Genomic DNA, 21,911 nt, shown 5'->3' on the forward strand with positions numbered 1-21,911 from the left:
GCGGGCGCGAGCCGGACCCCGACCGGGAGGGCGTCATGGGCGTTCGACTCGTGGTGGTCGACGACCATCGGCTGCTGGCCGAGGCGCTGGCCACCGCGCTCCAACTGCGCGGCCACCGGGTGCTCGCGGTCGGCTCCCCGGCCGGTGTCGCCGCCGACCTGGTGGCCGGGCGGCGGCCGGAGGTGTGTCTGTTGGGCGTGGCCGCGCCGGGGGAGCCCGGCGCCTTCGACGGGCTGCGCCGGATCCACCGGGAGCGCCCCGAGGTGGCCGTGATCGTGCTCGGGCCGGTCGGTGAACTGCGGGGCGTGGCAGGGGCGTTCGCGGCCGGCGCGGCCGGGTACGTGCCCAGCGACGAGCGGATCGAGGTGGTCGAGCGGGCGATCGGACGGGCCCGGGCGGGCGAGGCCGCGGTGGCGGTGGACGTCCTGCGCGGGGCCTTCGACCAACTGCTGCGCCCGGTGGCCGAACCGGACGACGAGGCGGTCCGGCTGCTGCGACTGCTGACCCGCCGTGAGGTGCAGGTGCTGGCCCGGATCGCGGACGGCGAGGACACCGCGGCGATCGCCGCCGGGATGCGGATCGCCGCGAGCACCGCCCGGACCCACGTCCAGCGGGTGCTGATGAAGCTGGGGGCGCGCACCCGGCTGGAGGCGGCCGCGGTGGCCGCGCGCACCGGCATGCTGGAGCGGATGTCCGGTGGCTGAGGACGGCGGCTGAGGACTGGGTGAGAAAGCCCGGGAGCGACCACCCCGGTGGTCGGGAGCACCTTGCCGGGCAGGGACAATTGGCGGCAGTCGTACGCATTCCGTCGATGGCCGCCGACCGGGCGGACCCATCGCCCGCTGGAGGTCTCATCATGAGTAAGTACCTGGTCACGGGTGGCGCCGGCTACGTCGGCAGCGTGGTGGCCGCCCACCTGCTGGAGGCGGGGCACCAGGTGACCGTCCTGGACGACCTGTCGACCGGCTTCCGCGAGGGCGTCCCGGCCGGTGCCGAGTTCGTCGAGGGGCGGATCCAGGAGGCCGGCAAGGTGCTGGACGGCTCCTTCGACGGCGTGCTGCACTTCGCCGCCTCCTCGCAGGTCGGCGAGTCGGTCGTGGACCCGGAGAAGTACTGGCGCAACAACGTGGCCGGCTCGCTGGAGCTGATCAGCGCGATGCGCGTGGCGGGCGTGCGCAAGCTGGTGTTCTCCTCCACCGCCGCCACCTACGGCGAGCCGGAGGCGGTGCCGATCGCCGAGACCGCCCGCACCGCGCCGACCAACACCTACGGCGCCACCAAGCTCGCGGTGGACCACCTGATCACCAGCGAGGCCGTCGCGCACGGCCTGGCGGCCGTCTCGCTGCGCTACTTCAACGTGGCCGGCGCGTACGGCGCCTACGGTGAGCGCCACGACCCCGAGTCGCACCTGATCCCGCTGGTCTTCCAGGCCGCACTGGGCCAGCGCCCGCACATCGCGGTGTACGGCGACGACTACCCGACCCCGGACGGCACCTGCATCCGCGACTACATCCACGTCGCGGACCTGGCCGAGGCGCACCTGCTGGCGCTGGACGCCGCCAAGCCGGGCGAGCACCTGATCTGCAACCTGGGCAACGGCAGCGGCTTCTCGGTGCACGAGGTGATCGAGTCGGTCAAGCGCGTCACCGGCCGGGAGATCCCGGTGCAGGTGGCCGGTCGCCGGGCCGGCGACCCGGCGGTGCTGGTGGCCTCCGCCGAGCGCGCCCACCAGGAGCTGGGCTGGACGCCGCGGCGCCCGAGCCTGGACGACATCGTGGCCGACGCCTGGAAGTTCACCCTGGAGAAGAACGCCGGCTGACCACGGGCGAGTCGGGACGGTCCCGGGGGGCGGAAGGCGCCCCGGGGCCGTCCGGACCGAACAGGTCCGGCCACTCACACCGTTTCTGACGAAAGTTCACCGATCCACCACGGGGGAGTTTCCCGGCCCGTACGCTGAGTGCGGTACCGGTGGGGGCCGGCGCCGATTCGGCCTCACCGGCCAGCCGGTGGGCGGGCGGAGCGACGGGTTCGGAGCACGGTCGCCGGACGGGTCCCCGCTCCCGGGCTCGGGCGCTCTGAGCAGGGGGGTAGTGACGATGGGGCGGATCCGGGTCCTGGTGGTCGACGACCACCGGATCTTCGCCGAGGCACTGGCCGCGGCCCTCGCCGCCGAGCCCGACGTGGAGGTGGGCGCGGCGGGCAGCGCGGCCGCCGCCGAGCGGGCGCTGGAGCGCGCCGCCACCGAGGGGCGGGGCTACGACGTGGCGCTGATCGACGCCGACCTGGGGGCCGGGGCCGCGGGCGCCCGGTCCGGGTCGGGGGCCGAACCGGGCGAGGAGGCCCGGCGCCGCCAGGGACCAGCCGCACCGCCGCCCCGCCGGTCCGCGGCGCCGACGACCGTCGCCCGTCCGGCGGACCAGCTCCGCCATGACCAGCTGCGCCCGGAGCAGTCGCGCGCCGACCAGCTCAGGACCGCCTCCCCGCCCCCCGACGGCATCACCCTGCTCGGCCGGCTGCGCCGCGCCCACCCCGGGCTGCGCGCCGTCGTCCTGGCCACCGCCGACGACCCGCACCGCGCCGCCCGGGCGCTGCACGCGGGCGCCACCGGCTGGGTGGCGAAGGAGAGTTCGCTGGCCCGGCTGCTGGCCGTGGTCCGGGGCGTGCTGCGGGACGAGACGCACCTGCCGCCCGCGCTGCTCACCGGGGTGATCCGCGAGCTCACCACCGCCCGGCGGGACCGCACCGAGAGCGAGCGGCTGGTGGACACCCTCACCCCGCGGGAGAAGCAGATCCTGCGCTGCATGGTCGCGGGCCTGGGCCGACAGGCCGTCGCCGAGCGGCTCTACCTGTCGCCGCACACCGTCCGTACCCACATGCAGAACGTGCTCGGCAAGCTCGGGGTGCACTCCACCCTGGCCGCCGTCGCGGTCGCCCGCCGGGCCGGGGTCAGCCCCGCCGAGTCGGCGGTGCCGCCGTCCATCGCCTCCGCCCCCTGAACGGCGGCGGACAGGGCTCAGCCGGGGATGTTGTCGAACGGCGCGACCAGCAGCCGCAGCAGCGCGGCGAGTTCGCCCTGCTGTCCGGAGCTGAGCTGGGCGAGGAGTTCGCGCTCGTGCGCGAGCAGTCCGGCCAGCGCCTGGTCGGCGCGGTCCCGGCCGTCGCCGGTCAGCCGGACCAGGACGCCGCGCCGGTCGTCCGGGTCGGGCAGGCGCTTGACCAGGCCCTTGCCGGTGAGCCGGTCGATCCGGTTGGTCATGGTGCCGGAGGTGACCAGGGTCTGGGTGAGCAGTTGGCCGGGGGAGAGCTGGTACGGGGAGCCGGCCCGCCGCAGGGCGGTCAGGACGTCGAACTCCCAGGGCTCCAGGCCGTGCTCGGCGAAGGCGGTGCGGCGGGCTCGGTCCAGGTGCCGGGCGAGCCGACTGACCCGGCTGAGCACCTCAAGCGGCTCCACGTCGAGGTCGGGGCGCTCTCGGCGCCATGCTGCGACCAGCCTGTCGACCTCGTCCTCCATGACGATCAGTGTATCGGTGGATGTGTCGATGTGAAGTCTCTTGACATCGAGAAATGTGCCAGCGAGGCTACATCGAGATATCTTGATGTCGAGATACCTGCGAGGTGAGCCATGACCACCCCCGTCTGGGACCCGGCGCAGTACCTGCGCTTCGCCGACGAACGCACCCGCCCGCTGCGCGAACTGATCGCCCGCGTCCCCGCCCTCCCGGATCCGGATCCGCACGGCGCCGTGATCCTCGACATCGGCTGCGGCCCGGGCAACTCCACCGCCGTCCTGCGCGAACGCTGGCCGCAGGCCCGGATCACCGGTATCGACAACTCCGCCCCGATGCTCGCCACCGCCCGCACCGAGGGCGAACCCACCGCCGACTACCTGCTCGCCGACGCCCGCGCGTACGACCCCGCCCCGGCCCGGCCCGACCTGATCGTCTCCAACGCGACCCTGCAGTGGATCGACGGCCACCTCGACCTGATCCCGCGCTGGGCCGCCGCGCTGCGCCCCGGCGCGGCGGTCGCCTTCCAGGTCCCCGGCAACTTCGACGCCCCCAGCCACACCCTGCTCGCCGACCTGCGCCGCAGCCCCCGCTGGCGCGACGCCCTCGGCGCCGACGCCGTCCGCTCCGGCGTCCACTCGCCCGAGCGCTACCTCGACGCCCTGGCCGGCGCCGACTGCCTCCCCGACGTCTGGGAGACCACCTACCGCACCCTGCTGCCGGGGCCGGACCCGGTGCTGGAGTGGGTCAAGGGCAGCGCCCTGCGGCCGGTCCTCACCGGGCTCGCCGACCCGGCCGACCGGGCCGCCTTCCTCGCCGAGTACGGGCGGCTGCTGCGCGAGGCCTACCCGGCCGGGCCGTACGGGACGGTGTTCCCGTTCCGGCGGATCTTCGCGGTGGGGGTGAAGCGGTAGCGGAGGAGGGGGCGACGGCCCGTACGGGCTCAGCCCTTGCGGTCGCCGACCAGCTTCGGGTGCCGCTCCAGGCCCTCCAGCCCGTGCCAGGCCAGGTTCACCAGGTGCGCCGCCACCGTCGCCTTGTCCGGCTTGCGGACCTCCAGCCACCACTGGCCGGTCAGCGCGACCATCCCGACCAGCATCTGCGAGTACATCGGGGCCAGCCGGGCGTCGAAGCCGCGGGACTTGAACTCCAGGCCCAGGATGTCCTCGACCTGGGTCGCGATGTCGCTGATCAGCGAGGCGAAGGTGCCGGTCGACTGGGCCACCGGCGAGTCCCGGACCAGGATCCGGAAGCCGTCCGTCGAGGTGTCGATGTAGTCCATCAGCGCGAACGCGGCCTGCTCCAGCAGCTCGCGCGAGTGCCCGCCGGTGAGCGCCCCCGTCACCATGTCCAGCAACAGCTGCATCTCGCGGTCCACGACCACCGCGTACAGCCCCTCCTTGCCGCCGAAGTGCTCGTACACCACGGGCTTGGAGACCCCGGCGCGCTCGGCGATCTCCTCCACCGAGGTGCCGTCGTAGCCGCGCTCCGCGAAGACCGTCCGGCCGATCTCCAGCAGCTGCTCCCGGCGCTGCTTGCCGGTCATCCGGACCCGGCCGCCCCGGCGGCGCGGGGCCGAGGCGGCCGCGCCACCGCCCGTGCCCCGTTCCGTCCCCCCGTTGGCGGGCTCGCCCGCCGGTGCAGCGGCCCGCGGACGGACCGGCGCCGCTCCGGGCGCCGCGTCCGTCCGCGTGCTGTGGTGACCGCCTGTGCTGTCTGCGCTGCTCCCGTTCACCCCTACATCATGCTGGAAGCGCCGCCTCATGCGGCGCGGCGGGCGGCGATCCGCTGCGCGTCCGGCCAGCGGACGTCCCGGACCCAGCCGGCCAGCTCGAACCAGCGGATCAGCCGGGCCGAGGAGTCGATCTGTCCGCGGAGCACCCCGTGCCGGGCCGCGGTCGGGTCCGCGTGGTGCAGGTTGTGCCAGGACTCGCCGCAGGAGAGCACCGCGAGCCACCAGACGTTGCCGGAGCGGTCCCGGGAGCGGAACGGGCGCCGGCCGACCGCGTGGCAGATCGAGTTGATCGACCAGGTGACGTGGTGCAGCAGCGCCACGCGGACCAGCGACCCCCAGAAGAAGGCGGACAGCGCGCCCTCCCAGGACAGGCTCACCAGGCCGCCGACCAGTGCGGGCAGCAGCAGCGAGATCGTGGTCCAGAGCCAGAACAGCCGGGAGATCCGCCTTATGGCCGGGTCGCGGACCAGGTCCGGGGCGTACTTGAGCTGAGGGGTCTGCTCCTCGTCGAACATCCAGCCCATGTGCGCCCACCAGAGGCCCTTGATCAGCGCCGGGACGCTCTCCCCGTAGCGCCAGGGCGAGTGCGGGTCGCCGTCCTTGTCGCTGAAGCGGTGGTGCTTGCGGTGGTCGGCCACCCAGCGCACCAGCGGGCCCTCGACGGCCAGGCTGCCGGCGATCGCCAGCACCAGGCGCATCGGGCGGTCGGCCTTGAAGGCGCTGTGGGTGAAGTAGCGGTGGTAGCCGACCGTGATGCCGTGACAGGTGAGGAAGTACATCGCGACGGTGACCGCCACGTCCGTCCACCCCAGCCCCCACCCCCAGGCCACCGGCACCGCGGCGACCAGCGCGGTGAACGGCACGAGGATGAACAGGCCGAGTGCGAGGCGCTCGGCGAAGCCCTGCCTCTCCCCGCCACGGGTGGCGGACAGCCGGGTCGCGGCGTCGGCGGAGGGATCGGGGGAGGGATCGGGGAGCGCGGCGCCCCCCGCATGCGCCTGGCCGGCCTGGATGGTCATGGGGCGTCCCTTCGCGGCGTCCCGGAGCGGGACAGAGCGGAGCCTACGTTGGCGTAACCTACGGCATCGTAGGTTGCGCTCCGTGTCCAGCGGAACACACCGTCGCGCGGCGCTTGAGTGAATTCACCCGACTGGATGGGTGAACCCTGGATCCACCCCGTGATGGGACGAGTCGCACAGACACTCTTCGCCTGCGAGCGAAGACCGAACAGCGCGAAGCCGCCCGCCGCCTCCGCCGCGAGGGGCGCACCTACGACGAGATCCAGGCCGAGCTGGGGGTGTCGAAGAGCTCGATATCCCTCTGGTGCCGGGACCTGCCACGACCGATCACGCCACGGCAGCAGTCCCGGAAGGCGGCCGAGACCCGCTGGGGGCCGATCCGCAGGCAGCGAGACGAGGAGCGGCAGGCGACAAAGGCCGCGGCCAGGGCCGAGATCGGCGACCTCAGTGATCGGGAGCTCTTCCTGGTCGGGGTCGCGCTCTACTGGGCGGAAGGGTGCAAGGACAAGCCGTACGACCGGCGCGAGAAGGCCACCTTCATCAACAGTGACCCGCAGGTGGTCCAGGTCTACCTCGCCTGGCTGAAGCTACTGGGTGTCGGGCAGGACCGATGGCGCCTGCGGGTGTCGATCCATGAGTCGGCGGACGTGTGCGAGGCGGAACGGTACTGGACCCGGATCGCGGGGGCGCCGGTCGAGTTCCTGCGGCGCGCGACGCTCAAGCGGCACAATCCCAGGACGACGCGGAAGAACACCGGGATCGGCTACCACGGCTGCCTCACGATCAGCGTATTGGGGAGTGCTGACCTTTACCGCCGAATCGAGGGTTGGTGGATGGGCATAGCTGATACCCAGGGCGGGGCTGACTCGGGTAGGGTCTGACCAGCTATCCGCCGTGGGGTAATTGGCAGCCCGCAGGCCTTTGGAGCCTTGCAGTGATGGTTCGAGTCCATCCGGCGGAGCCGTGTACGTGTCCGGTGGCCCGATCTGGCCACCGGGCGGTTTTTCTTCCGCAGCTATCCTCGTAGCGCCAGGGCATGCGTGCGGACCTCCGCCCGGGCCTGCTCTGCCCTCTCTGTGAACCTACTGAGGAGCCTCCCCGCATGGGTGCCAATTCGCTTGCCGCCGTTGTCGTGCTCGCCGCCGGTGGCGGGACCCGGATGAAGTCGAACAAGCTGCCCAAGGTGCTGCACGAGGTGTGCGGGCGCTCGCTGGTGGGGCACGCGGTCTCGGCGGCCGCGGAACTGACGCCGGCGCAGCTCGTGGTGGTGGTCGGCCACCAGCGCGAGCAGGTGGAGGAGCACCTGGCGGCGCGCTACCCGGCGGTGCGGCCGGTGGTGCAGGAGGAGCAGAACGGGACCGGGCACGCGGTGCGCACGGCGCTGGAGGCGCTGACCGCGGACGGTGTGGTGCTGGACGGCACCGTGATCGTCACCGCCGGGGACTCGCCGCTGCTGACCGGGCGGACCCTGCGCCGACTGGCGGACGCGCACGCCGCGCAGCAGAACGGGGTCACCGTGCTGACCGCCGTGGTCCCCGAGCCCTTCGGCTACGGCCGCATCCTGCGCGACGAGGACGGCACCGTCGCCGCGATCGTCGAGGAGCGGGACGCCAGCGACACCCAGCGCGCGATCACCGAGATCAACTCGGGCGTCTTCGCCTTCGACGCCAAGCTGCTGGTCGAGGCGCTGGCCGAGCTCACCACGGACAACTCGCAGGGCGAGGAGTACCTGACCGACACCCTGGAGATCCTGCGCAAGGCCGGGCACCGGGTCGGCGCCGTGGTCGCCGAGGACCACCGGGACATCCTGGGCATCAACGACCGGGTCCAGCTGGCGCAGGCCCGCCGACTGCTGAACGACCGCCTGCTGGAGCAGGCGATGCGCGCGGGCGTCACCGTGGTGGACCCGGCGACCACCTGGTTCGACGTGCAGGTCTCGTACGAGCCGGACGCCGTGGTGCTGCCGAACACCCAGCTGCAGGGCGCCACCCACCTGGGCGAGGGCTGCGAGGTGGGCCCGAACTCCACCCTGAAGGACACCCTGATCGGCTCCGGCGCCCGTGTGAGCAACACCACGGCCGACCGCGCGGAGATCGGCGAGCTGGCCGCCGTCGGCCCGTACGCCTACCTGCGGCCGGGCGCGAAGCTGGCCCGCAAGGCGAAGGTCGGCACCTACGTCGAGGTGAAGAACTCCGAGCTGGGCGAGGGCGCCAAGGTGCCGCACCTCTCCTACATCGGCGACGCCACCATCGGCGAGGGCAGCAACATCGGCGCGGCCTCGGTCACCGTGAACTACGACGGGATCAACAAGCACCGCACGGTCGTCGGCGCGCACTGCCGCACCGGCTCGGACAACATGTTCATCGCCCCGGTCACCGTCGGCGACGGCGCCTACACCGCGGCCGGCTCGGTGATCACCAACGACGTCCCGGCCGGCGCGCTGGGCGTGGGCCGGGCGCAGCAGCGCAACATCGAGGGCTGGGTCGAGCGCAAGCGCCCCGGAACCACGTCCGCGCAGGCCGCGAAGGCGGCGACGGACGGGGCCACCGAGGCCTGACGGGACGGGCGGTGCGCCCGCGGGGCGGTCCCGGGGCGGACGGTTTCTGCGCGGGCGCGTAACCTTGAGGACATACGTGCGCCACTGGGCTTACCGCCCGTGTCCAGGCGTACCGACAATTCCCCGATCCCCCGTGAGTGCGGGCTGCGCCTGCCCTCCGCGGGGGAGGGGTTCAGCGTCCGCAACGCGAGGAGACGGTGCAGTGAGCGGGATCACGACGTCGGGTGAGAAGAAGCTGAAGCTCTTCTCCGGCCGTGCCCACCCGGAGCTGGCGAAGGAGGTTGCCGAGGCGCTGGGGACCGAGCTGGTTCCGACCAAGGCCCTCGACTTCGCCAACGGCGAGATCTACGTCCGCTTCCTGGAGTCGGCGCGAGGCGCGGACTGCTTCGTGATGCAGAGCCACACGGCTCCCATCAACCAGTGGATCATGGAACAGCTGATCATGATCGATGCGCTGAAGCGGGCCTCCGCCAAGAGCATCACCGCGATCCTGCCGTTCTACGGGTACGCCCGCCAGGACAAGAAGCACCTGGGCCGCGAGCCGATCTCGGCCCGCCTGGTCGCCGACCTGCTGCGCCAGGCCGGTGCCGACCGCCTGATGGCGGTGGACCTGCACACCGCGCAGATCCAGGGCTTCTTCGAGGGTCCGGTGGACCACCTGTTCGCGCTGCCGCTGCTGGCCGACTACATCGGCGAGAAGGTGGACCGCTCCAAGCTGACCGTCGTCTCGCCGGACGCCGGCCGGGTGAAGGTGGCCGACCAGTGGTGCGACCGCCTGGACGCGCCGCTGGCGATCATCCACAAGCGCCGCGACATCACCCAGGCCAACACCATCCTGTCGGCCGACGTCGTCGGTGACGTCAAGGGCCGGGTCTGCGTCCTGGTCGACGACATGATCGACACCGCCGGCACGATCTGCGCCGCCGCCGACGCGCTGTTCGAGAACGGCGCCGCGGACGTCCTGGTGGCCGCCACCCACGGCGTGCTCTCCGGCCCGGCCGCGGACCGGCTGAAGAACTCGCGGGTGAGCGAGTTCGTGTTCACCAACACGCTGCCCACCCCGGCGCAGCTCCAGTTGGACAAGATCACCACGCTGTCCATCGCCCCGTCGATCGCGGCCGCGATCCGCGAGGTGTTCGAGGAGGGCTCGGTCACGAGCCTCTTCGAGGGCGTGCACTGACGAAGGCCCCGTGCGGCGGCCCCCGTCCCAGGCGGGCCGGGGCCGCCGCCGATTTCACGGGAGGGCACCGGTGCGGTTAGACTCGTGAAACTGCTCGGCGAGGGATGCCGTGTGCCCGCTGGCCGGGTGCCGACACCGTGATCGACGCGCTGCCGGTAGCGGATTCCGTCCGCCGGCAGAGGCCGTTGCCGCCGAGTGACCCCCGAACGTACTGAGGGTGTGGTCCCGGCGGTTTTTCGCGTTGCCTGCACCCCCGCGCCAGTCTTCACGAGGAGTGCAGTCGTGTCCGAGATCCGTCTTGCCGCTGAGACCCGTTCCGAGTTCGGCAAGGGTGCCGCCCGCCGCGCCCGCCGCGCCGGCTTCGTCCCCGGTGTCGTCTACGGCCACGGCCACGCCCCGGTTCACCTGAACCTGCCCGGCCACGACCTGATGATGGCCCTCAAGACCCCGAACGCCCTGCTGGTCGTGCCGATCGAGGGCAAGGACGAGTACGTGCTGCCGAAGGCCGTCCAGCGTGAGGCCATCAAGCGCACCATCGAGCACGTCGACCTGCTGCTGGTCAAGCGTGGCGAGAAGGTCACCGTCGAGGTTCCGGTCCACACCGAGGGCGAGCTGGCCCCGGGCGGCAACCTGCTGGAGCACGTCCTGCAGGCCCTGCCGATCGAGGCCGAGGCCACCCACCTGCCCGAGGCCGTCACCGTCTCGGTCGAGGGCCTGGAGGCCGGTGCCTCCATCCACGCCAAGGACATCGTCCTGCCGGCCAACGTCTCGCTGGCCGTCGAGGCCGACGCCGTCGTGCTGCAGGTCATCGCCGCCCAGGCCGCCCCGGCCGAGGAGGGGGCCGAGGAGGCCGCCGAGGGTGCCGAGGCCTGAGCCTCGCGCTAGTCGCTGAGACCGCTGCCCCGGTCGCTCCCGCTGGAGCGGCCGGGGCAGCGGTGTGTCCGGGATGATGACGTCGAGCGCGAGGGCGACGAGGAGAGTGGGAATGGCTGAGGAGTACGACGGTCCCTGGCTGGTGGTGGGGCTGGGCAACCCCGGGGAGCAGTACGCCCGGAACCGGCACAACATCGGCTTCATGGTGGTGGACCTGCTGGCGCAGCGGATGGGCGCCAAGTTCAAGGCGCACAAGAGCCGGGCCCAGGTGGCCGAGGGGCGGCTGGCGGGCAGGCGGGTGGTGCTGGCCAAGCCGATGTCCTTCATGAACCTGTCCGGCGGGCCGGTGACGGCGCTGCGGGACTTCTACAAGGTTCCGGCCTCGGCGCTGATCGCCGTCCACGACGAGTTGGACATCGACTATGCGGCGCTGCGGCTGAAGCTGGGCGGCGGGGACAACGGCCACAACGGGCTGAAGTCGATCACCAAGTCGCTGGGCCCGGACTACCACCGGGTGCGTTGCGGGATCGGCCGTCCGCCGGGCCGGATGGAGGTCGCGGACTTCGTGCTGAAGGACTTCTCCTCGACCGAGCGCAAGGAACTGGACTGGTTCGTGGACCGCTCGGCGGACGCGGTGGAGGCGCTGCTGTCCGAGGGGCTGGAGCGGGCGCAGGGCACCTACAACTCCTGACGCGTCGTCATGGACGTGCTGTGCGGGGTACGCAACAGTCGTACAACGCTTGCCGTGCCAAACCTGAATCCGTGTGAGAACCCTGTGCGGGATCGGATAGCGTCGGCCTGGTACGCGAACGGGTCCTGGGGAGTTCTCGATGCGGAGATTGCGTCCGGTCCGCCGACTTCGGCGGCTCCGGGTGGTCCGGCTGAAGCAGCTCGGACGGCGGGTCGGCACGGCCGGTGCGCTGGGGGCGGCCGGGGTGTTGTTGTCGAGCGGCGCGGTGGCGCACGCCGATCCGGTGACAGAGCCGGATGCGGTGGTCTCGCCGGAGCCCGCGGCGGCGCAGTTCGCCCCGGTGCTCGGCGATTCGGTCGGGCCGGACGCCGGGCTGCTGGCGGTCGGCGGCGGCCTGGTGGTCGTGGCCGGCGGTGCGGCGCTGTGGCTGAAGCGGCGGCGCGCGGGCGAGCCCGGCGAGTAGGAATGCACGGCGAGGGGCCGGTGTCCACGGGAGTGGGCGCCGGCCCCTCGCCGTCTTGTCATCCGTTTCCGGTGCGCGGTGCGTCGTGAGGGTATGAAGCGCGAATCGATGCGCCCGGGGGGTTCCGGATCCGACCCGTTCGACGAGTTCGTCGCGGCGCGGTACCAGGCCCTGCTGCGGGGGGCGTACCTGATCACCGGGGACGTCCACGATGCCCGGGACCTGTTGCACGACGCCCTGACACGGGTGTACCCGAAGCGGTCGGCGATCCGGGAGCCCGGGGCGGCCGAGGGGTACGTCCGCAGGACGATGGTCCGCACCCACGTCTCGCGGTGGCGCCGGACCAGGCGCGAGTTGCTGACGTCCACGCCGCCGGACGGAGCGGTGGTCCAGGAAGCCGAGCGGGACGACCAGTTGGCGGCGGCCCTGGCCGGGCTGCCACGGCGGCAGCGGGCGGCGGTGGTGCTGCGTTACTACCTGGACCTGTCCGTCGCGCAGGTGGCGGTGGAGCTCGGGTGCTCGGTGACCACGGCGAAGACCCACCTGGCGCGGGGGATCAAGGCGCTTCGACAGGAACTGGAACCGGCGAGGGAGTTGGTGGGGCGTGAACGCTGAGGACGAGTTCGAGGAGGAGCTGGCCATCCGGCTCGGGACGCGAGCGGCCGGGGTCGGCGGCAGCCCGCCGCTGGCCGAACTGCGCGAGGCGGGGCGCCGGCGGGCGCGGCGGCAGCGGGTGCTGCGAGGAGCGGCGGCGGTGGCGGTGCTGGCGGTCGGCGCGGGGGTGCTGACACACCTGGGCGGCGGCTCCGGGGGCGGCCGTACGGGCGTGGCCGGGGCGGGAGTCGCTCTGGTGAGCCCGACGACAGGTGCGACGGGCCCGGGGCCGGAGGCCGTGATCCTGAGTTGCGCGAAGGGGCCCACGTCCGTGCGGACACCGGGCTGGCACCAGCACCCGGCCTGGACGCCTCCGGCGGTGCCGTCGTCCGGCGCTCCGTCGTCGGGGGTGCCGTCGTCCAGTGTCCCGTCGTCCGGTGCTCCGTCGTCGGGGGTGCCGTCGTCCAGTGTCCCGTCGTCTGGTGCTCCGTCGTCGGGGGTGCCGTCGTCCAGTGTCCCGTCGTCCGGTGCTCCGTCGTCGTTGTCGTCGGCCGATCTGGCGAACATCGAGCTGGGGCGTGCGGGTGCGGCCGTGGAGATGACGGCGATCATGAACGTGGTGTTTCGCGAGCACTATTTCGGTACCTGCCGCGACGCGGGCACGAACACGCTCTACGTGATGCGGGTCCCGGGCAGCGACCTGGACGCCGCCGCGACCCGGGCCGTGGCCGACCGGCCCTGGGTGAAGCTCCAGTTCGTGGATGCGGCCGGTTCGCGTGACCAGCTGATGGCGTTCGGCGCCCGGATCCGGGCGGACATCGGGGAGTGGCGGTCCAAGGGTGTGGAGATCGAGGCGGTGACGCTCGCCGTCGACGGCACCGGAGTGGTGGTCGACACTCCGCAGTGGGCATCCGCAGGTGCGGAGATCAAGGCGAAGTACGGCCCCCTGGTGGCCGAGGTCCGCTAGGGCCCGAGTGACGCGAAGGGCCGGTGCGGGAGGCACCGGCCCTTCGACGATCCTGCCGTCAGCCGGTGTTGCGCAGGCCGGCGGCGATGCCGTTGACGGTGAGCAGCAGCGCGCGGGCGCGCAGCGGGTCCTCGTGGCGGCCGGCCGCGACCTCCTCGCGCTGGCGGCGCAGCAGCGCGACCTGGAGGTAGGAGATCGGGTCGAGGTAGGCGTCGCGGACGGTGAAGGTCTGCTTCAGCACCGGGTTGTGCTCCAGCAGTTCGTTCTCGCCGGTGAGCCGGAGCACCTCGCGCAGGGTGAGCTCGTGCTCGGCGACGATCTGGTCGAAGACGTGGTGCAGCTCGGCGGGCACCAGCTGCTCGACGTAGTGGCGGGCGATCCGCAGGTCGGTCTTCGCCAGCGTCATGGCGACGTTGGACAGGAAGTTGCGGAAGAAGTGCCACTGGCCGTACATCTCGTCCAGCACGTCACCGAGGCCGGCCTCGCGGGCGGCGGCGAGGCCGGAGCCGACGCCGTACCAGCCGGGGACGATCTGGCGGGACTGGGTCCAGCCGAAGACCCACGGGATGGCCCGCAGGCCGTCCAGGCCGGCGCCGGAGTCGGGGCGGCGGGACGGGCGGGAGCCCAGGTGCAGCGAGGCGAGCTGGTCGACCGGGGTGGCGGCGAAGAAGTACTTCGGCAGGTCGTCCTGCTCGACCAGGGCGCGGTAGGCGGTGTGGGCGGCCTCGGAGACCTGGTCCATCGCGGCGTCCCAGCGGGCCAGTTCTTCGGGGGCCTGGCGCGGGGCGGTGTGCAGGGCGGAGGCGGCGAGGGTGGCGGAGAGGGTCAGCTCCAGGTTCTCCCGGGCGAGGGAGGGGAGCAGGTACTTGTCGGAGATGACCTCGCCCTGCTCGGTGACCTTGATCTCGCCCTCCAGGGTGCCCCAGGGCTGGGCCAGGATCGCCTCGTGCGAGGGGCCGCCGCCGCGGCCGACGGTGCCGCCGCGGCCGTGGAAGAGGCGCAGCCGGATGCCGTAGCGGTGGGCGACGTCGCGCAGCCAGCGCTGGGCGCGGTGGATCTCCCACTGGGAGGTGGTGATGCCGCCGAACTTGGAGGAGTCGGAGTAGCCGAGCATGACCTCCTGGACGTCGCCGCGCAGTGAGACGAGCAGCCGGTAGGAGGGGTCGGAGAGCATCTCGTCCAGGATGCGGTCGGCCTGCTGGAGCTCGTCGGTGGTCTCCAGCAGCGGCACGATGCCGATCTTGGCGATGCCGGCGTGCAGGTCGATCAGACCGGCCTCGCGGGCCAGCACGGTGGCGGCGAAGACGTCGTCGGCGCCCTGGCACATCGAGATGATGTAGCTCTCGACGATCTCGTCGCCGAAGCGCTCGAAGCCCTCGCGGATGGTGTTGAAGACGCCGAGGGTCTTGGTGCCGGCGTCGTCCAGCGGGGCCGGGGTGGGGGCGAGCGGGCGGCGCGAGCGCAGCTCCTTGGCGAGCAGCCGCTGCCGGTACTCGCGGGGCATGTCGGCGTAGCGCCAGGCCTCCTCGCCGAGGCGGTCGAAGAGCTGGCCGAGGGCGTGGTGGTGGGCCTCGGCGTGCTCGCGCACGTCCATAGTGGCGAGCTGGAGGCCGAAGGCCTCGACGGTGTTGATGGCGCGGGCCAGCCGGCCGTCGGCGATCAGCTCGCCGCGGTGGGCGCGCAGCGAGTCCTGGATCAGCCGCAGGTCGGCGACCAGCTCGCGGGTGCCGAGGTAGTCGCGGCCCTCGACGTGCGGGGTGCCGCCGGCCAGGCGCTCGCGGGTGTTCTCCAGCTTGAGCCGGATGCAGGTGGCCTTGAGGCGGTAGGGCTCCTCGGCGTTCATCCGCTTGTAGCGGGGGCTGAGTTCGGGGAGCCGGTGCAGGTCGGTGTTGAGCGAGGCGAGCAGTTCGACCGAGGCGCCGGCCAGCCGCTCGGAGGTGGAGAGGGTGTTGCGCAGCTCGTCGATGGCGGCGAGGGCGTCCTTGATCCCGTACTCGTGCTGGAGGTTGAGGACGTCCCAGGTGACCTGGGGGGTGACGTTGGGGTTGCCGTCGCGGTCGCCGCCGATCCAGGTGCCGAAGGTGAGCGGGCGCACGCCCTCGGGCAGGCCCAGGCCGACCCGGGCGAGCTCCTCGTGCAGCTCCTCCAGCACCTCGGGGACGGCCTCGCGGTAGAGCTCGTCCAGGTAGTAGACGGCGTTGCGGGCCTCGTCGGTGGGTTCGGGGCGGGCGATGCGCAGCTCGTCGGTCTGCCAGAGCAGGTCGATGACCTCGGCGAGGCGGCGGTCGGCGGAGCGCTTGGCGCTGCTGGTGCGGGCCGGGTCGGCGGCGACCAGGCCGGAGGTGAGCTCCTCGCGGTGGATGCGGTCGAGGAGTTCGCCGATCCGGCGCAGCTTGTTGAGCACGCTGCGGCGGGCGGCCTCGGTGGGGTGGGCGGTGAAGACCGGGCGGACCGCGAGGTGGGCCAGGGTGTCCTCGAGGTGCTTGGGGTCGGCCTCGGCGAGCTGGTCGGCGGTCTGGGCGAGCAGCGAGCCCTCGCGGGCGCGGCGGGTGGCGAACTCGCGGCCGCGGTGCACCTGCTCGGTGACGTTGGCGAGGTGGAAGTAGGTGGAGAACGCGCGGACCAGCTTGGCGGCGGTGTCCAGGTCGATGTCGGAGAGGAGTTCGGCGGTGGCCTCGCCGTCGGTGCGGCTGAGCAGTCGGACCTGTTCGACCAGGCCCAGCAGCTGGGGGCCCTCCTGGCGGACCAGCGTCTCGCCGAGCAGGTCGCCGAGGCGGCGGATGTCCGCGCGCAGGGCCGAGTTGTCTGCGGCTGCGCCGGCGGCGAGGACAGTGGGACTGTCCGCCGGGGTGGGGACCGGAGCGGTCACGGCTGGCTCCCTGTGGTGGTGGGGTTCGGCAACGGCTCATCGTCACAGGTCCACGCGCAGTGTGGCGGGTGTGACGCGTGCGGACCGCGCTGTCCGACGCGACCAGCATAGGTCTCGGGGCGGTCGCTGTCCGAGAGGTGGCCGGATGGCGGACAGGCCGGCCGAGAAACCCCTGTGGTCTGGACCACTTGAGCGGTCCGCGAGGTGTGCCGGATCATCTCGGTGGGGAAGGGAGGGGGTTGCGGCTTAGGCTGTCACGCATGAGCAAGTCGCCTGGGGAGCGCGCGCCGGTCCGGTCGTTCTGGTGGTGGAAGCGGCCGCGCAGCGCCTTCCTGGACATCGCGCTGGCGCTGCTGGCCGCGCTGGAGTGCTCGGCCAGCACGATCGCCTTCCTGGGCGCCCGGGTGAGCTTGTCGGGCGCGGGCACGGTCGCGGTCGCGGTGCTCGGCACGCTGGCGGGCGGCTCGCTGGTGCTGCGCCGTCGGTGGCCGGCCGTACCGGTGCTGGTGACCCTGGTGCTGATGCCCGGGATGCTCGGGGTGCTGCTGCTGGTGGTGTCCCTCTACACGCTGGCGGAGACCTGGGAGTGGCCCTCGCGGCGCTGGCGGGTGGTGGCGCTGTCGGTGCTCGCCTTCGCCGAGGCGGTCGCGGTGATGATGGTGTCGATGCTGACGCCGGGCGACTCGACGGTGGAGCAGCCGGCGCTCTGGGTCCAGGTGCTGATAGCGGTGCTGGTGGCGGTCGGGCTGACCGTCCCCCCGGTGGTCACCGGACTGTACGTGGGGGCGCGGCGGCGGCTGATCGAGTCGCTCAAGGACCGCGCGCACGGCCTGGAGACCGAACTGGACCTGCTCGCCGAGCAGGCGCAGGAACGCGCCCGCCGGGCCCGGCTGGAGGAGCGCACCCGGATCGCCCGGGAGATGCACGACGTGGTGGCGCACCGGGTGTCGCTGATGGTGGTGCACGCCGGGGCGCTGGAGCGGATCGTCGCCAAGGACCCGGAGAAGGCCGCGCAGAGCGCCAAGTTGATGGGCGAGGTGGGCCGGCAGGCGCTGAACGAGCTGCGCGAGATCCTCGGCGTGCTGCGGATGGACGACGAGCGGCAGCCGGAGCCGGACTCGCTGGCCGGACTGCCCCGGCTGGTCGACCAGTCCCGGGCGGCCGGGATGGCGGTGACCCTGACGGTCAGCGGCAGCCGGCAGGAGTTCACCGGCGAGGCCGAGCAGACCGCGTACCGGGTCGTCCAGGAGGGGCTGACCAACGCGCACAAGCACGCGGGCGGGGCGCAGGTGTCCGTGCTGCTCGCGTACGCGCCGAACGGGGTGCGGGTGAGCGTGGTCAACGCCTGTCCCGGCGGTGAGCGGGGTGCGGCGCAGCTGCCCAGCGGCGGCAACGGGCTGGTCGGGATGCGGGAGCGGGTGGTCGCGCTGGGCGGCACCTTCTCGGCCGGGCCGGAGGCGGACGGCGGGTTCCGGGTCGAGGCGGTGCTGCCGTCCCGGCTGGCGGTCCGGACGGACCGGCTGGGCTAGGACGGACCGCTCGGGCTGGGACGGACCGCTCGGGCTAGGAGTGCTCCTCCGCGGTGCGCAGCCGTTCCGGGGCGGTGCCCAGGACCAGGGTGCTGATCGCCTGGTCGATGCCGTGGCCGAGGAACCACTCGCCGGTGTGGTCCAGGCTGTAGACCCGGCCCTCCTCGTCGACGGCCAGCAGCGCCTGCCCGTACGCCTCCTCGCCGAGCGGGGCGAGCCGGGTGCCCAGTGCCCGGCCGAGGTCGAACAGGGTGCGCGGCTGGTGCAGTCCGCACAGCGGGTCGATCAGGAACGGGGTGCGGGCCAGCTGGCGGCCCGGGCCGGACAGGTCGAAGGCGAGGGCGCCGAACTCGGCCCAGGCCTCGACCGCCGCGGGGAACACCGCGTGCTGGACGCCGCCGGACCCGCCGTACCCCGCCAGGGTGTCGGCCCACTCCTCGGCCTGCCGGATCTGCCAGCGGCCGGGGTGCCAGCCGGCCGCCTTGAGCTCGGCGGCGACGTCGGCGGGGAAGCGCGGGCGGGTCCGCCCGAGGGTGCCGGTCGCGGACAGGGTGGCCGGGGCCGGGGGCGGGGGCGGGCTGGGCGGATTCAGGGCGGACTCCGGGGCTCGGGGACAGGGAACGTACGAAGGGCGGCGGCCGGCGCGCGGCCGGTCAGCGCGCGGGCGGTCCGACGGCGACGCTCTGCACCGTGAAGTGCTCCAGCATCGGCGCACAGGAGCGGCACGGCGGGGCGTGCGTGCCGTGTGCCGGGTCGCCCTCCTCGCGGATCCGGACGGTCGTCATCCGGGCGCCCTTGAGCGCCTTGCGGGCCTCGTTCAGGCTCATCGGCTTGCGGGCCGCGCGCTTGGAGCGCCTGCCGTCGACCGTGGTCAGGTACTGGGAGAGCAGGACGGCCTCCGGGCAGCGGCCGGTGAACCGCTCGCGGGCCTCGACCGGCAGGGTGTCCAGGAACTCGCCGACCAGCGGGTGCAGGACCGGGCGCCGCTCGTCCTTGTCGCCCGCCAGGGTGTGCACCTCGCCGCCCTTGAGTGACAGCGCGGCGGCGACGGCGGGCAGCAGGCTGTCGCGGTGGTGGCGCAGCACAGGCGGGCCCGCCGGCTCACCGGTGGTCATGCGGTGTCCTCCTCCTCGTTCCCGGCGGTCCGGTCCCTGTTGGTTCCTGTTGGTCCGGAGCAAGCCTGTCATTTGACACCGACAAGCGCACAACCGGGGTGCGGGCACGGCCGAACGCCCGTACGGCCGTTGGCGGATCGGCCCGGGCGCCCGTCGGCATCCTGGCCCGACCCCGACCGGATCCGCACACCGCCGTCACGACTTGTCCGCCGATTTACCGAAACCGCCCCCGGGCGGCCGCCGAGGTCGCTACGGTTCCGGCAGCGAGCCGACGGGCGCGCGCCCCGGCCGCCGGCTCGGTCAACTCGCGTCGACGGAGGAACCGTTGCGGGTGGCCGACGGCCGTCCGGCGGTGAACTCGCCGATGCCGTACGGATGGTCGGAGGGCGCGGCGCGCGGGAGGAGGGCCGACACGAGCGGTTCGGCCCCAACTCCCGGCCGGACGCCCCGCGGACCGACGTCCGGCCGGCCACCGGGATCGACGCCGGGTGCACCTCCCCGTCCCGGTCCGCCTACGGCCGCCACACCCCACGCGGACCCGGCGGAAGGGAGTGGCGGAGGTCTTGGGAGGGGCTGGATGCGGGGGTCCGGCCGGCCGGGTGACCCAATAGGCTGGTGCCCAGCAAGCGCACCGAGAATTTGCAGCAGCCAGTGGGGGCTCCCAGATGACGACAGGTCGGCCCGGCGTCACCGCCGCACCGAACGCGGCGTACGCAGGTCAGGTGGTGCAGTTCCCGGATCCGGTCCGCGCGGAGCGGCACCCGGCCGGGGTCCGGGTGGACGAGTCCGGCTATCCGGACTTCGGTCCGTACGCCGCCGCGGCGGCCGAGGTCGCCGACCCGCCGGAGGGCTTCGGCGTGGACGAACTGCGGCTGACCGACTACGTCTCGGCCAACGCCGCGCTGTTCACCCAGGGCCACCCGCTCTGGGCCGACCTGGAGACCGCGGTGGCCACCCCGCCCGGCTGGACCTGGCACCACGCGGTCGGCCGGGCCGCCCCCGGCTGGCGGCGGATGGAGCTCGTCCCGGTCGAGGTCAAGGCCCTGCTGCGGCACCACGGCGGCCTGGCCACCTCGCCCGCCGACCACTCCCGCCGCGGCACCCGCCCGCTGCAGGAGCGCCGGCCCGTCCACTTCTCGCTGGCCAGGGACGGCGGCGACCCGATCGGCGTCCCCGAGGACCTGGTGCAGCGCGCCGAGGAGCGTCTCGGCTACCGGCTGCCCGGCGCCTACCGCACCTTCCTCAAGCTGGGCGGCGGCCGCGGCCCGGTCGGGGTGGCGCTGGACACCGAGCTCGGCATGCTGTTCGACCAGCCGTTCCTGACCCTCAGCGAGGAGTACGGCGTCGAGGACGTCGTGTACGCCAACAAGTGCCTGCGCGACCACCTCACCAAGGACTACCTGGGCATCGCCTACGTGCAGGGCGGCATCGTCGCACTCAAGGTGCGCGGCGACCGGATCGGCTCGGTCTGGTTCCACCTGTACGACGACGCCCGCGACACAGGCGCCCCGGAGGCCCCCGAGGACCGCTGCGCCCGGCTGCTGCTGCCCTGCGGGGACGACTTCGACGCCTTCCTGCTGCGGCTGGCCGGCAGTCCGCCGGAGCTGGAGACGGTCGCGGAGCTGATGGTGGACGGCGGGTTCGCCCGCGCCGTCCCGGTGGGCTGACGCGCGTGGGCGCCGGGGTGCAGGTGGAACGGGGGACGAAGAGGATGCGGACAGGGGTGAACCGGGCGTGGTGACGTACGCGCAGGCGCAGGAGCTCGCCGAGGAGTGGATCAACGGCGGCGTGCCGCGCTCGCAGCAGCGCGAGGTGCGGGTCCGGGAGTTCGACCTGGGCTTCGTCTGCTGGGCGGTCGCGCCCGCGGACACGACCGCCGGTCCGGACGGCGGCGCGGCCGGGGCGGACCAGGTCGGCTCGGGTGAGGCGCGGCTGGTGATCGCCCGGGACTCGGGCGCCAGCACGCTGTGGCCGGCGCTGCCGGTCAACGAGGTGGTCCGGCAGTACGAGGAGATCTACGGGCGGCCGGTCGCGGCCAACCCGGCCGGGGCGGCGAAGCCCGCACCGGGGCCGGTGGAGGCCACCTCCTTCCTGCTCAGCCCGCCGCAGTGGCTGCAGGAGGCGGGGGCCGCGGCGATCGCGGCGGAGGCGGAGAAGCTGGGCGGCGCGGCCGCTCCGGCTGCCGCCGCCGCTCCGGCTCCGGCGCCGGTTGCCGGTCCGGTTGCCGCCGAGGAGCCGCCGGTGCCGGTGCCGCCCGCGCCCTTGCCGGTGCCACCCGCACCCGCCGTGCTGACCGAGCCGCCGGTCTCCGACCGGCCCGCCGGGGACGCGCCGACCATGCTCGCCCCGCCCGTGCCGCAGCCCCCGGCCGCCGCGCCCGTGCCGCCGCCGGTCGCGCCGGTGGTGCCGAACGCTCCGCTCGGCGCCGAGGCGGCGACCGTCCTGATGTCCGAGGGCCTGCGCACCTCCGGCTCGGACCTGCCCGACACGCCCGCCCCGGCCGGGGCCGAGGCCGCGACCATGCTGATGCCCCCGGGCAGCGGTGGCTACGGCATGCCTCCGATCCCGCCGTCCGCCGCCCAGCCCCCGGCCGCGCCGCCCGCCGCCCCGCCGGCCCCGGTGCCCGCCGCGGCGGCCGAGCCGGCGCCGACGCTGCTCGCGCCGCCGGACGCCATGCCCGGACTGATGGGCCTGCCCGGTGCCCCGGCCGCCGCGCCTACGGGCGGCGCCCCGGTGGAGCAGGCGCCCACCATGCTCGCCACGCCCGGCACCCCGGCCGCCCCGCCTGCGGGCCGCGCCCCGGTGGAGCAGGC

Annotated in this window: 20 protein-coding genes, 1 tRNA gene and 1 pseudogene; 16 read left to right on the forward strand and 6 right to left on the reverse strand. The window is 73.5% G+C overall.

Going from position 1 to position 21,911, the window contains the following annotated elements; translation table 11 throughout:
• Window positions 1–35 precede the first annotated feature (35 nt).
• The 3 genes from ACFVWU_RS03940 (at window position 36) to ACFVWU_RS03950 (ending at window position 2,996) form a co-directional block, all read left to right on the forward strand.
• On the forward strand, window positions 36–704 hold the full coding sequence (locus tag ACFVWU_RS03940) for a LuxR C-terminal-related transcriptional regulator (RefSeq protein ID WP_387615166.1): 669 nt from the start codon (window positions 36–38) through the stop codon (window positions 702–704).
• A 152-nt stretch (window positions 705–856) separates the two neighbouring features.
• Window positions 857–1,819: a UDP-glucose 4-epimerase GalE gene (gene galE, locus ACFVWU_RS03945; protein WP_387615169.1), complete on the forward strand. Its 963-nt coding sequence runs from the start codon at window positions 857–859 to the stop codon at window positions 1,817–1,819.
• A 277-nt stretch (window positions 1,820–2,096) separates the two neighbouring features.
• Window positions 2,097–2,996 carry a LuxR C-terminal-related transcriptional regulator gene (locus ACFVWU_RS03950; RefSeq protein WP_387615171.1) on the forward strand — a complete coding sequence of 300 codons (900 nt, stop codon included), beginning with the start codon at window positions 2,097–2,099 and terminating at the stop codon, window positions 2,994–2,996.
• A gap of 17 nt (window positions 2,997–3,013) precedes the next feature.
• Here the strand turns inward: ACFVWU_RS03950 and ACFVWU_RS03955 are convergent, their stop codons facing one another.
• Window positions 3,014–3,511, reverse strand: coding sequence for a MarR family winged helix-turn-helix transcriptional regulator (locus ACFVWU_RS03955; RefSeq protein ID WP_387615173.1), 498 nt, complete (start codon window positions 3,509–3,511; stop codon window positions 3,014–3,016).
• A 111-nt stretch (window positions 3,512–3,622) separates the two neighbouring features.
• On the opposite strand from ACFVWU_RS03955, the gene ACFVWU_RS03960 reads away from it, so the two are divergent.
• Window positions 3,623–4,420, forward strand: a complete 798-nt coding sequence (locus tag ACFVWU_RS03960; protein ID WP_387615176.1) for a methyltransferase domain-containing protein — start codon at window positions 3,623–3,625, stop codon at window positions 4,418–4,420.
• 29 nt (window positions 4,421–4,449) lie between these two features.
• On the opposite strand, the gene ACFVWU_RS03965 is transcribed toward ACFVWU_RS03960, so the two are convergent.
• Window positions 4,450–5,052 carry a TetR/AcrR family transcriptional regulator gene (locus tag ACFVWU_RS03965; protein ID WP_350526162.1) on the reverse strand — a complete coding sequence of 201 codons (603 nt, stop codon included), beginning with the start codon at window positions 5,050–5,052 and terminating at the stop codon, window positions 4,450–4,452.
• 215 nt (window positions 5,053–5,267) lie between these two features.
• On the reverse strand, window positions 5,268–6,260 hold the full coding sequence (locus ACFVWU_RS03970) for an acyl-CoA desaturase (protein WP_387615179.1): 993 nt from the start codon (window positions 6,258–6,260) through the stop codon (window positions 5,268–5,270).
• Between the two features lie 278 nt (window positions 6,261–6,538).
• Between ACFVWU_RS03970 and ACFVWU_RS03975 the strand changes: the two genes are divergently transcribed.
• The 9 genes from ACFVWU_RS03975 to ACFVWU_RS04015 all read left to right on the forward strand — a co-directional run bounded on the left by ACFVWU_RS03975 (window position 6,539) and on the right by ACFVWU_RS04015 (window position 13,585).
• Window positions 6,539–7,141 (forward strand): hypothetical protein, encoded by a 603-nt coding sequence (locus ACFVWU_RS03975; RefSeq protein ID WP_387615181.1) that lies wholly within the window; start codon window positions 6,539–6,541, stop codon window positions 7,139–7,141.
• Window positions 7,142–7,148: 7 nt separating this feature from the next.
• Window positions 7,149–7,221, forward strand: a tRNA-Gln gene (locus tag ACFVWU_RS03980).
• Window positions 7,222–7,362: 141 nt separating this feature from the next.
• The gene (gene glmU / locus ACFVWU_RS03985) at window positions 7,363–8,817 is read left to right on the forward strand and encodes a bifunctional UDP-N-acetylglucosamine diphosphorylase/glucosamine-1-phosphate N-acetyltransferase GlmU (RefSeq protein ID WP_387615184.1); all 1,455 of its coding nucleotides are present in this window, start codon (window positions 7,363–7,365) and stop codon (window positions 8,815–8,817) included.
• A gap of 202 nt (window positions 8,818–9,019) precedes the next feature.
• Entirely contained in the window at window positions 9,020–9,997 is a 978-nt protein-coding gene (locus ACFVWU_RS03990; RefSeq protein ID WP_380611907.1) for a ribose-phosphate diphosphokinase, read from the forward strand.
• A 282-nt stretch (window positions 9,998–10,279) separates the two neighbouring features.
• A complete protein-coding gene (locus ACFVWU_RS03995; RefSeq protein WP_387615188.1) occupies window positions 10,280–10,870 on the forward strand; it encodes a 50S ribosomal protein L25/general stress protein Ctc in 591 nt (196 codons plus the stop codon).
• Between the two features lie 112 nt (window positions 10,871–10,982).
• A complete protein-coding gene (gene pth / locus ACFVWU_RS04000; RefSeq protein ID WP_387615191.1) occupies window positions 10,983–11,561 on the forward strand; it encodes an aminoacyl-tRNA hydrolase in 579 nt (192 codons plus the stop codon).
• Between the two features lie 139 nt (window positions 11,562–11,700).
• Window positions 11,701–12,024, forward strand: a complete 324-nt coding sequence (locus ACFVWU_RS04005) for a hypothetical protein (protein ID WP_387615194.1) — start codon at window positions 11,701–11,703, stop codon at window positions 12,022–12,024.
• Window positions 12,025–12,117: 93 nt separating this feature from the next.
• Window positions 12,118–12,639, forward strand: a complete 522-nt coding sequence (locus ACFVWU_RS04010; RefSeq protein ID WP_387615196.1) for a SigE family RNA polymerase sigma factor — start codon at window positions 12,118–12,120, stop codon at window positions 12,637–12,639.
• Window positions 12,629–13,585 carry a hypothetical protein gene (locus tag ACFVWU_RS04015; RefSeq protein ID WP_387615199.1) on the forward strand — a complete coding sequence of 319 codons (957 nt, stop codon included), beginning with the start codon at window positions 12,629–12,631 and terminating at the stop codon, window positions 13,583–13,585. Before ACFVWU_RS04010 ends, ACFVWU_RS04015 begins: the two co-directional genes overlap by 11 nt.
• A gap of 58 nt (window positions 13,586–13,643) precedes the next feature.
• On the opposite strand, the gene ppc is transcribed toward ACFVWU_RS04015, so the two are convergent.
• A complete protein-coding gene (gene ppc / locus ACFVWU_RS04020) occupies window positions 13,644–16,454 on the reverse strand; it encodes a phosphoenolpyruvate carboxylase (protein ID WP_387615201.1) in 2,811 nt (936 codons plus the stop codon).
• Between the two features lie 260 nt (window positions 16,455–16,714).
• On the opposite strand from ppc, the gene ACFVWU_RS04025 reads away from it, so the two are divergent.
• Window positions 16,715–17,983 (forward strand): sensor histidine kinase, encoded by a 1,269-nt coding sequence (locus tag ACFVWU_RS04025; RefSeq protein WP_387615204.1) that lies wholly within the window; start codon window positions 16,715–16,717, stop codon window positions 17,981–17,983.
• A 34-nt stretch (window positions 17,984–18,017) separates the two neighbouring features.
• Here the strand turns inward: ACFVWU_RS04025 and ACFVWU_RS04030 are convergent, their stop codons facing one another.
• Both ACFVWU_RS04030 and ACFVWU_RS04035 read right to left on the reverse strand, forming a co-directional pair.
• Window positions 18,018–18,698 (reverse strand): SUKH-3 domain-containing protein, encoded by a 681-nt coding sequence (locus ACFVWU_RS04030; RefSeq protein ID WP_387615207.1) that lies wholly within the window; start codon window positions 18,696–18,698, stop codon window positions 18,018–18,020.
• Complete coding sequence (locus tag ACFVWU_RS04035) at window positions 18,637–19,098, reverse strand: YwqJ-related putative deaminase (protein WP_387615209.1); 462 nt, start codon at window positions 19,096–19,098, stop codon at window positions 18,637–18,639. The genes ACFVWU_RS04030 and ACFVWU_RS04035 overlap by 62 nt, the downstream gene beginning before the upstream one ends.
• A 665-nt stretch (window positions 19,099–19,763) precedes the next feature.
• On the opposite strand from ACFVWU_RS04035, the gene ACFVWU_RS04040 reads away from it, so the two are divergent.
• Both ACFVWU_RS04040 and ACFVWU_RS04045 read left to right on the forward strand, forming a co-directional pair.
• Window positions 19,764–20,765, forward strand: coding sequence for an SMI1/KNR4 family protein (locus tag ACFVWU_RS04040; protein ID WP_387615212.1), 1,002 nt, complete (start codon window positions 19,764–19,766; stop codon window positions 20,763–20,765).
• Between the two features lie 67 nt (window positions 20,766–20,832).
• Window positions 20,833–21,911, forward strand: a pseudogene (locus tag ACFVWU_RS04045) (hypothetical protein); the annotation flags it as partial.

Source organism: Kitasatospora sp. NPDC058190 (genome assembly GCF_042883685.1).
Taxonomy (GTDB): domain Bacteria; phylum Actinomycetota; class Actinomycetes; order Streptomycetales; family Streptomycetaceae; genus Kitasatospora.

Coding starts and splice junctions, on each gene's coding strand:
- glmU (WP_387615184.1), top strand. CDS start 7,363: ATGGGTGCCAATTCGCTTGCCGCCGTTGTCGTGCTCGCCGCCGGTGGC.
- pth (WP_387615191.1), top strand. CDS start 10,983: ATGGCTGAGGAGTACGACGGTCCCTGGCTGGTGGTGGGGCTGGGCAAC.
- ACFVWU_RS04010 (WP_387615196.1), top strand. CDS start 12,118: ATGAAGCGCGAATCGATGCGCCCGGGGGGTTCCGGATCCGACCCGTTC.
- ACFVWU_RS03965 (WP_350526162.1), bottom strand. CDS start 5,052: ATGACCGGCAAGCAGCGCCGGGAGCAGCTGCTGGAGATCGGCCGGACG.
- ACFVWU_RS03940 (WP_387615166.1), top strand. CDS start 36: ATGGGCGTTCGACTCGTGGTGGTCGACGACCATCGGCTGCTGGCCGAG.
- ACFVWU_RS04040 (WP_387615212.1), top strand. CDS start 19,764: ATGACGACAGGTCGGCCCGGCGTCACCGCCGCACCGAACGCGGCGTAC.
- ACFVWU_RS03950 (WP_387615171.1), top strand. CDS start 2,097: ATGGGGCGGATCCGGGTCCTGGTGGTCGACGACCACCGGATCTTCGCC.
- ACFVWU_RS03955 (WP_387615173.1), bottom strand. CDS start 3,511: ATGGAGGACGAGGTCGACAGGCTGGTCGCAGCATGGCGCCGAGAGCGC.
- ACFVWU_RS03970 (WP_387615179.1), bottom strand. CDS start 6,260: ATGACCATCCAGGCCGGCCAGGCGCATGCGGGGGGCGCCGCGCTCCCC.
- galE (WP_387615169.1), top strand. CDS start 857: ATGAGTAAGTACCTGGTCACGGGTGGCGCCGGCTACGTCGGCAGCGTG.
- ACFVWU_RS04025 (WP_387615204.1), top strand. CDS start 16,715: ATGAGCAAGTCGCCTGGGGAGCGCGCGCCGGTCCGGTCGTTCTGGTGG.
- ACFVWU_RS03960 (WP_387615176.1), top strand. CDS start 3,623: ATGACCACCCCCGTCTGGGACCCGGCGCAGTACCTGCGCTTCGCCGAC.
- ACFVWU_RS04005 (WP_387615194.1), top strand. CDS start 11,701: ATGCGGAGATTGCGTCCGGTCCGCCGACTTCGGCGGCTCCGGGTGGTC.
- ACFVWU_RS04035 (WP_387615209.1), bottom strand. CDS start 19,098: ATGACCACCGGTGAGCCGGCGGGCCCGCCTGTGCTGCGCCACCACCGC.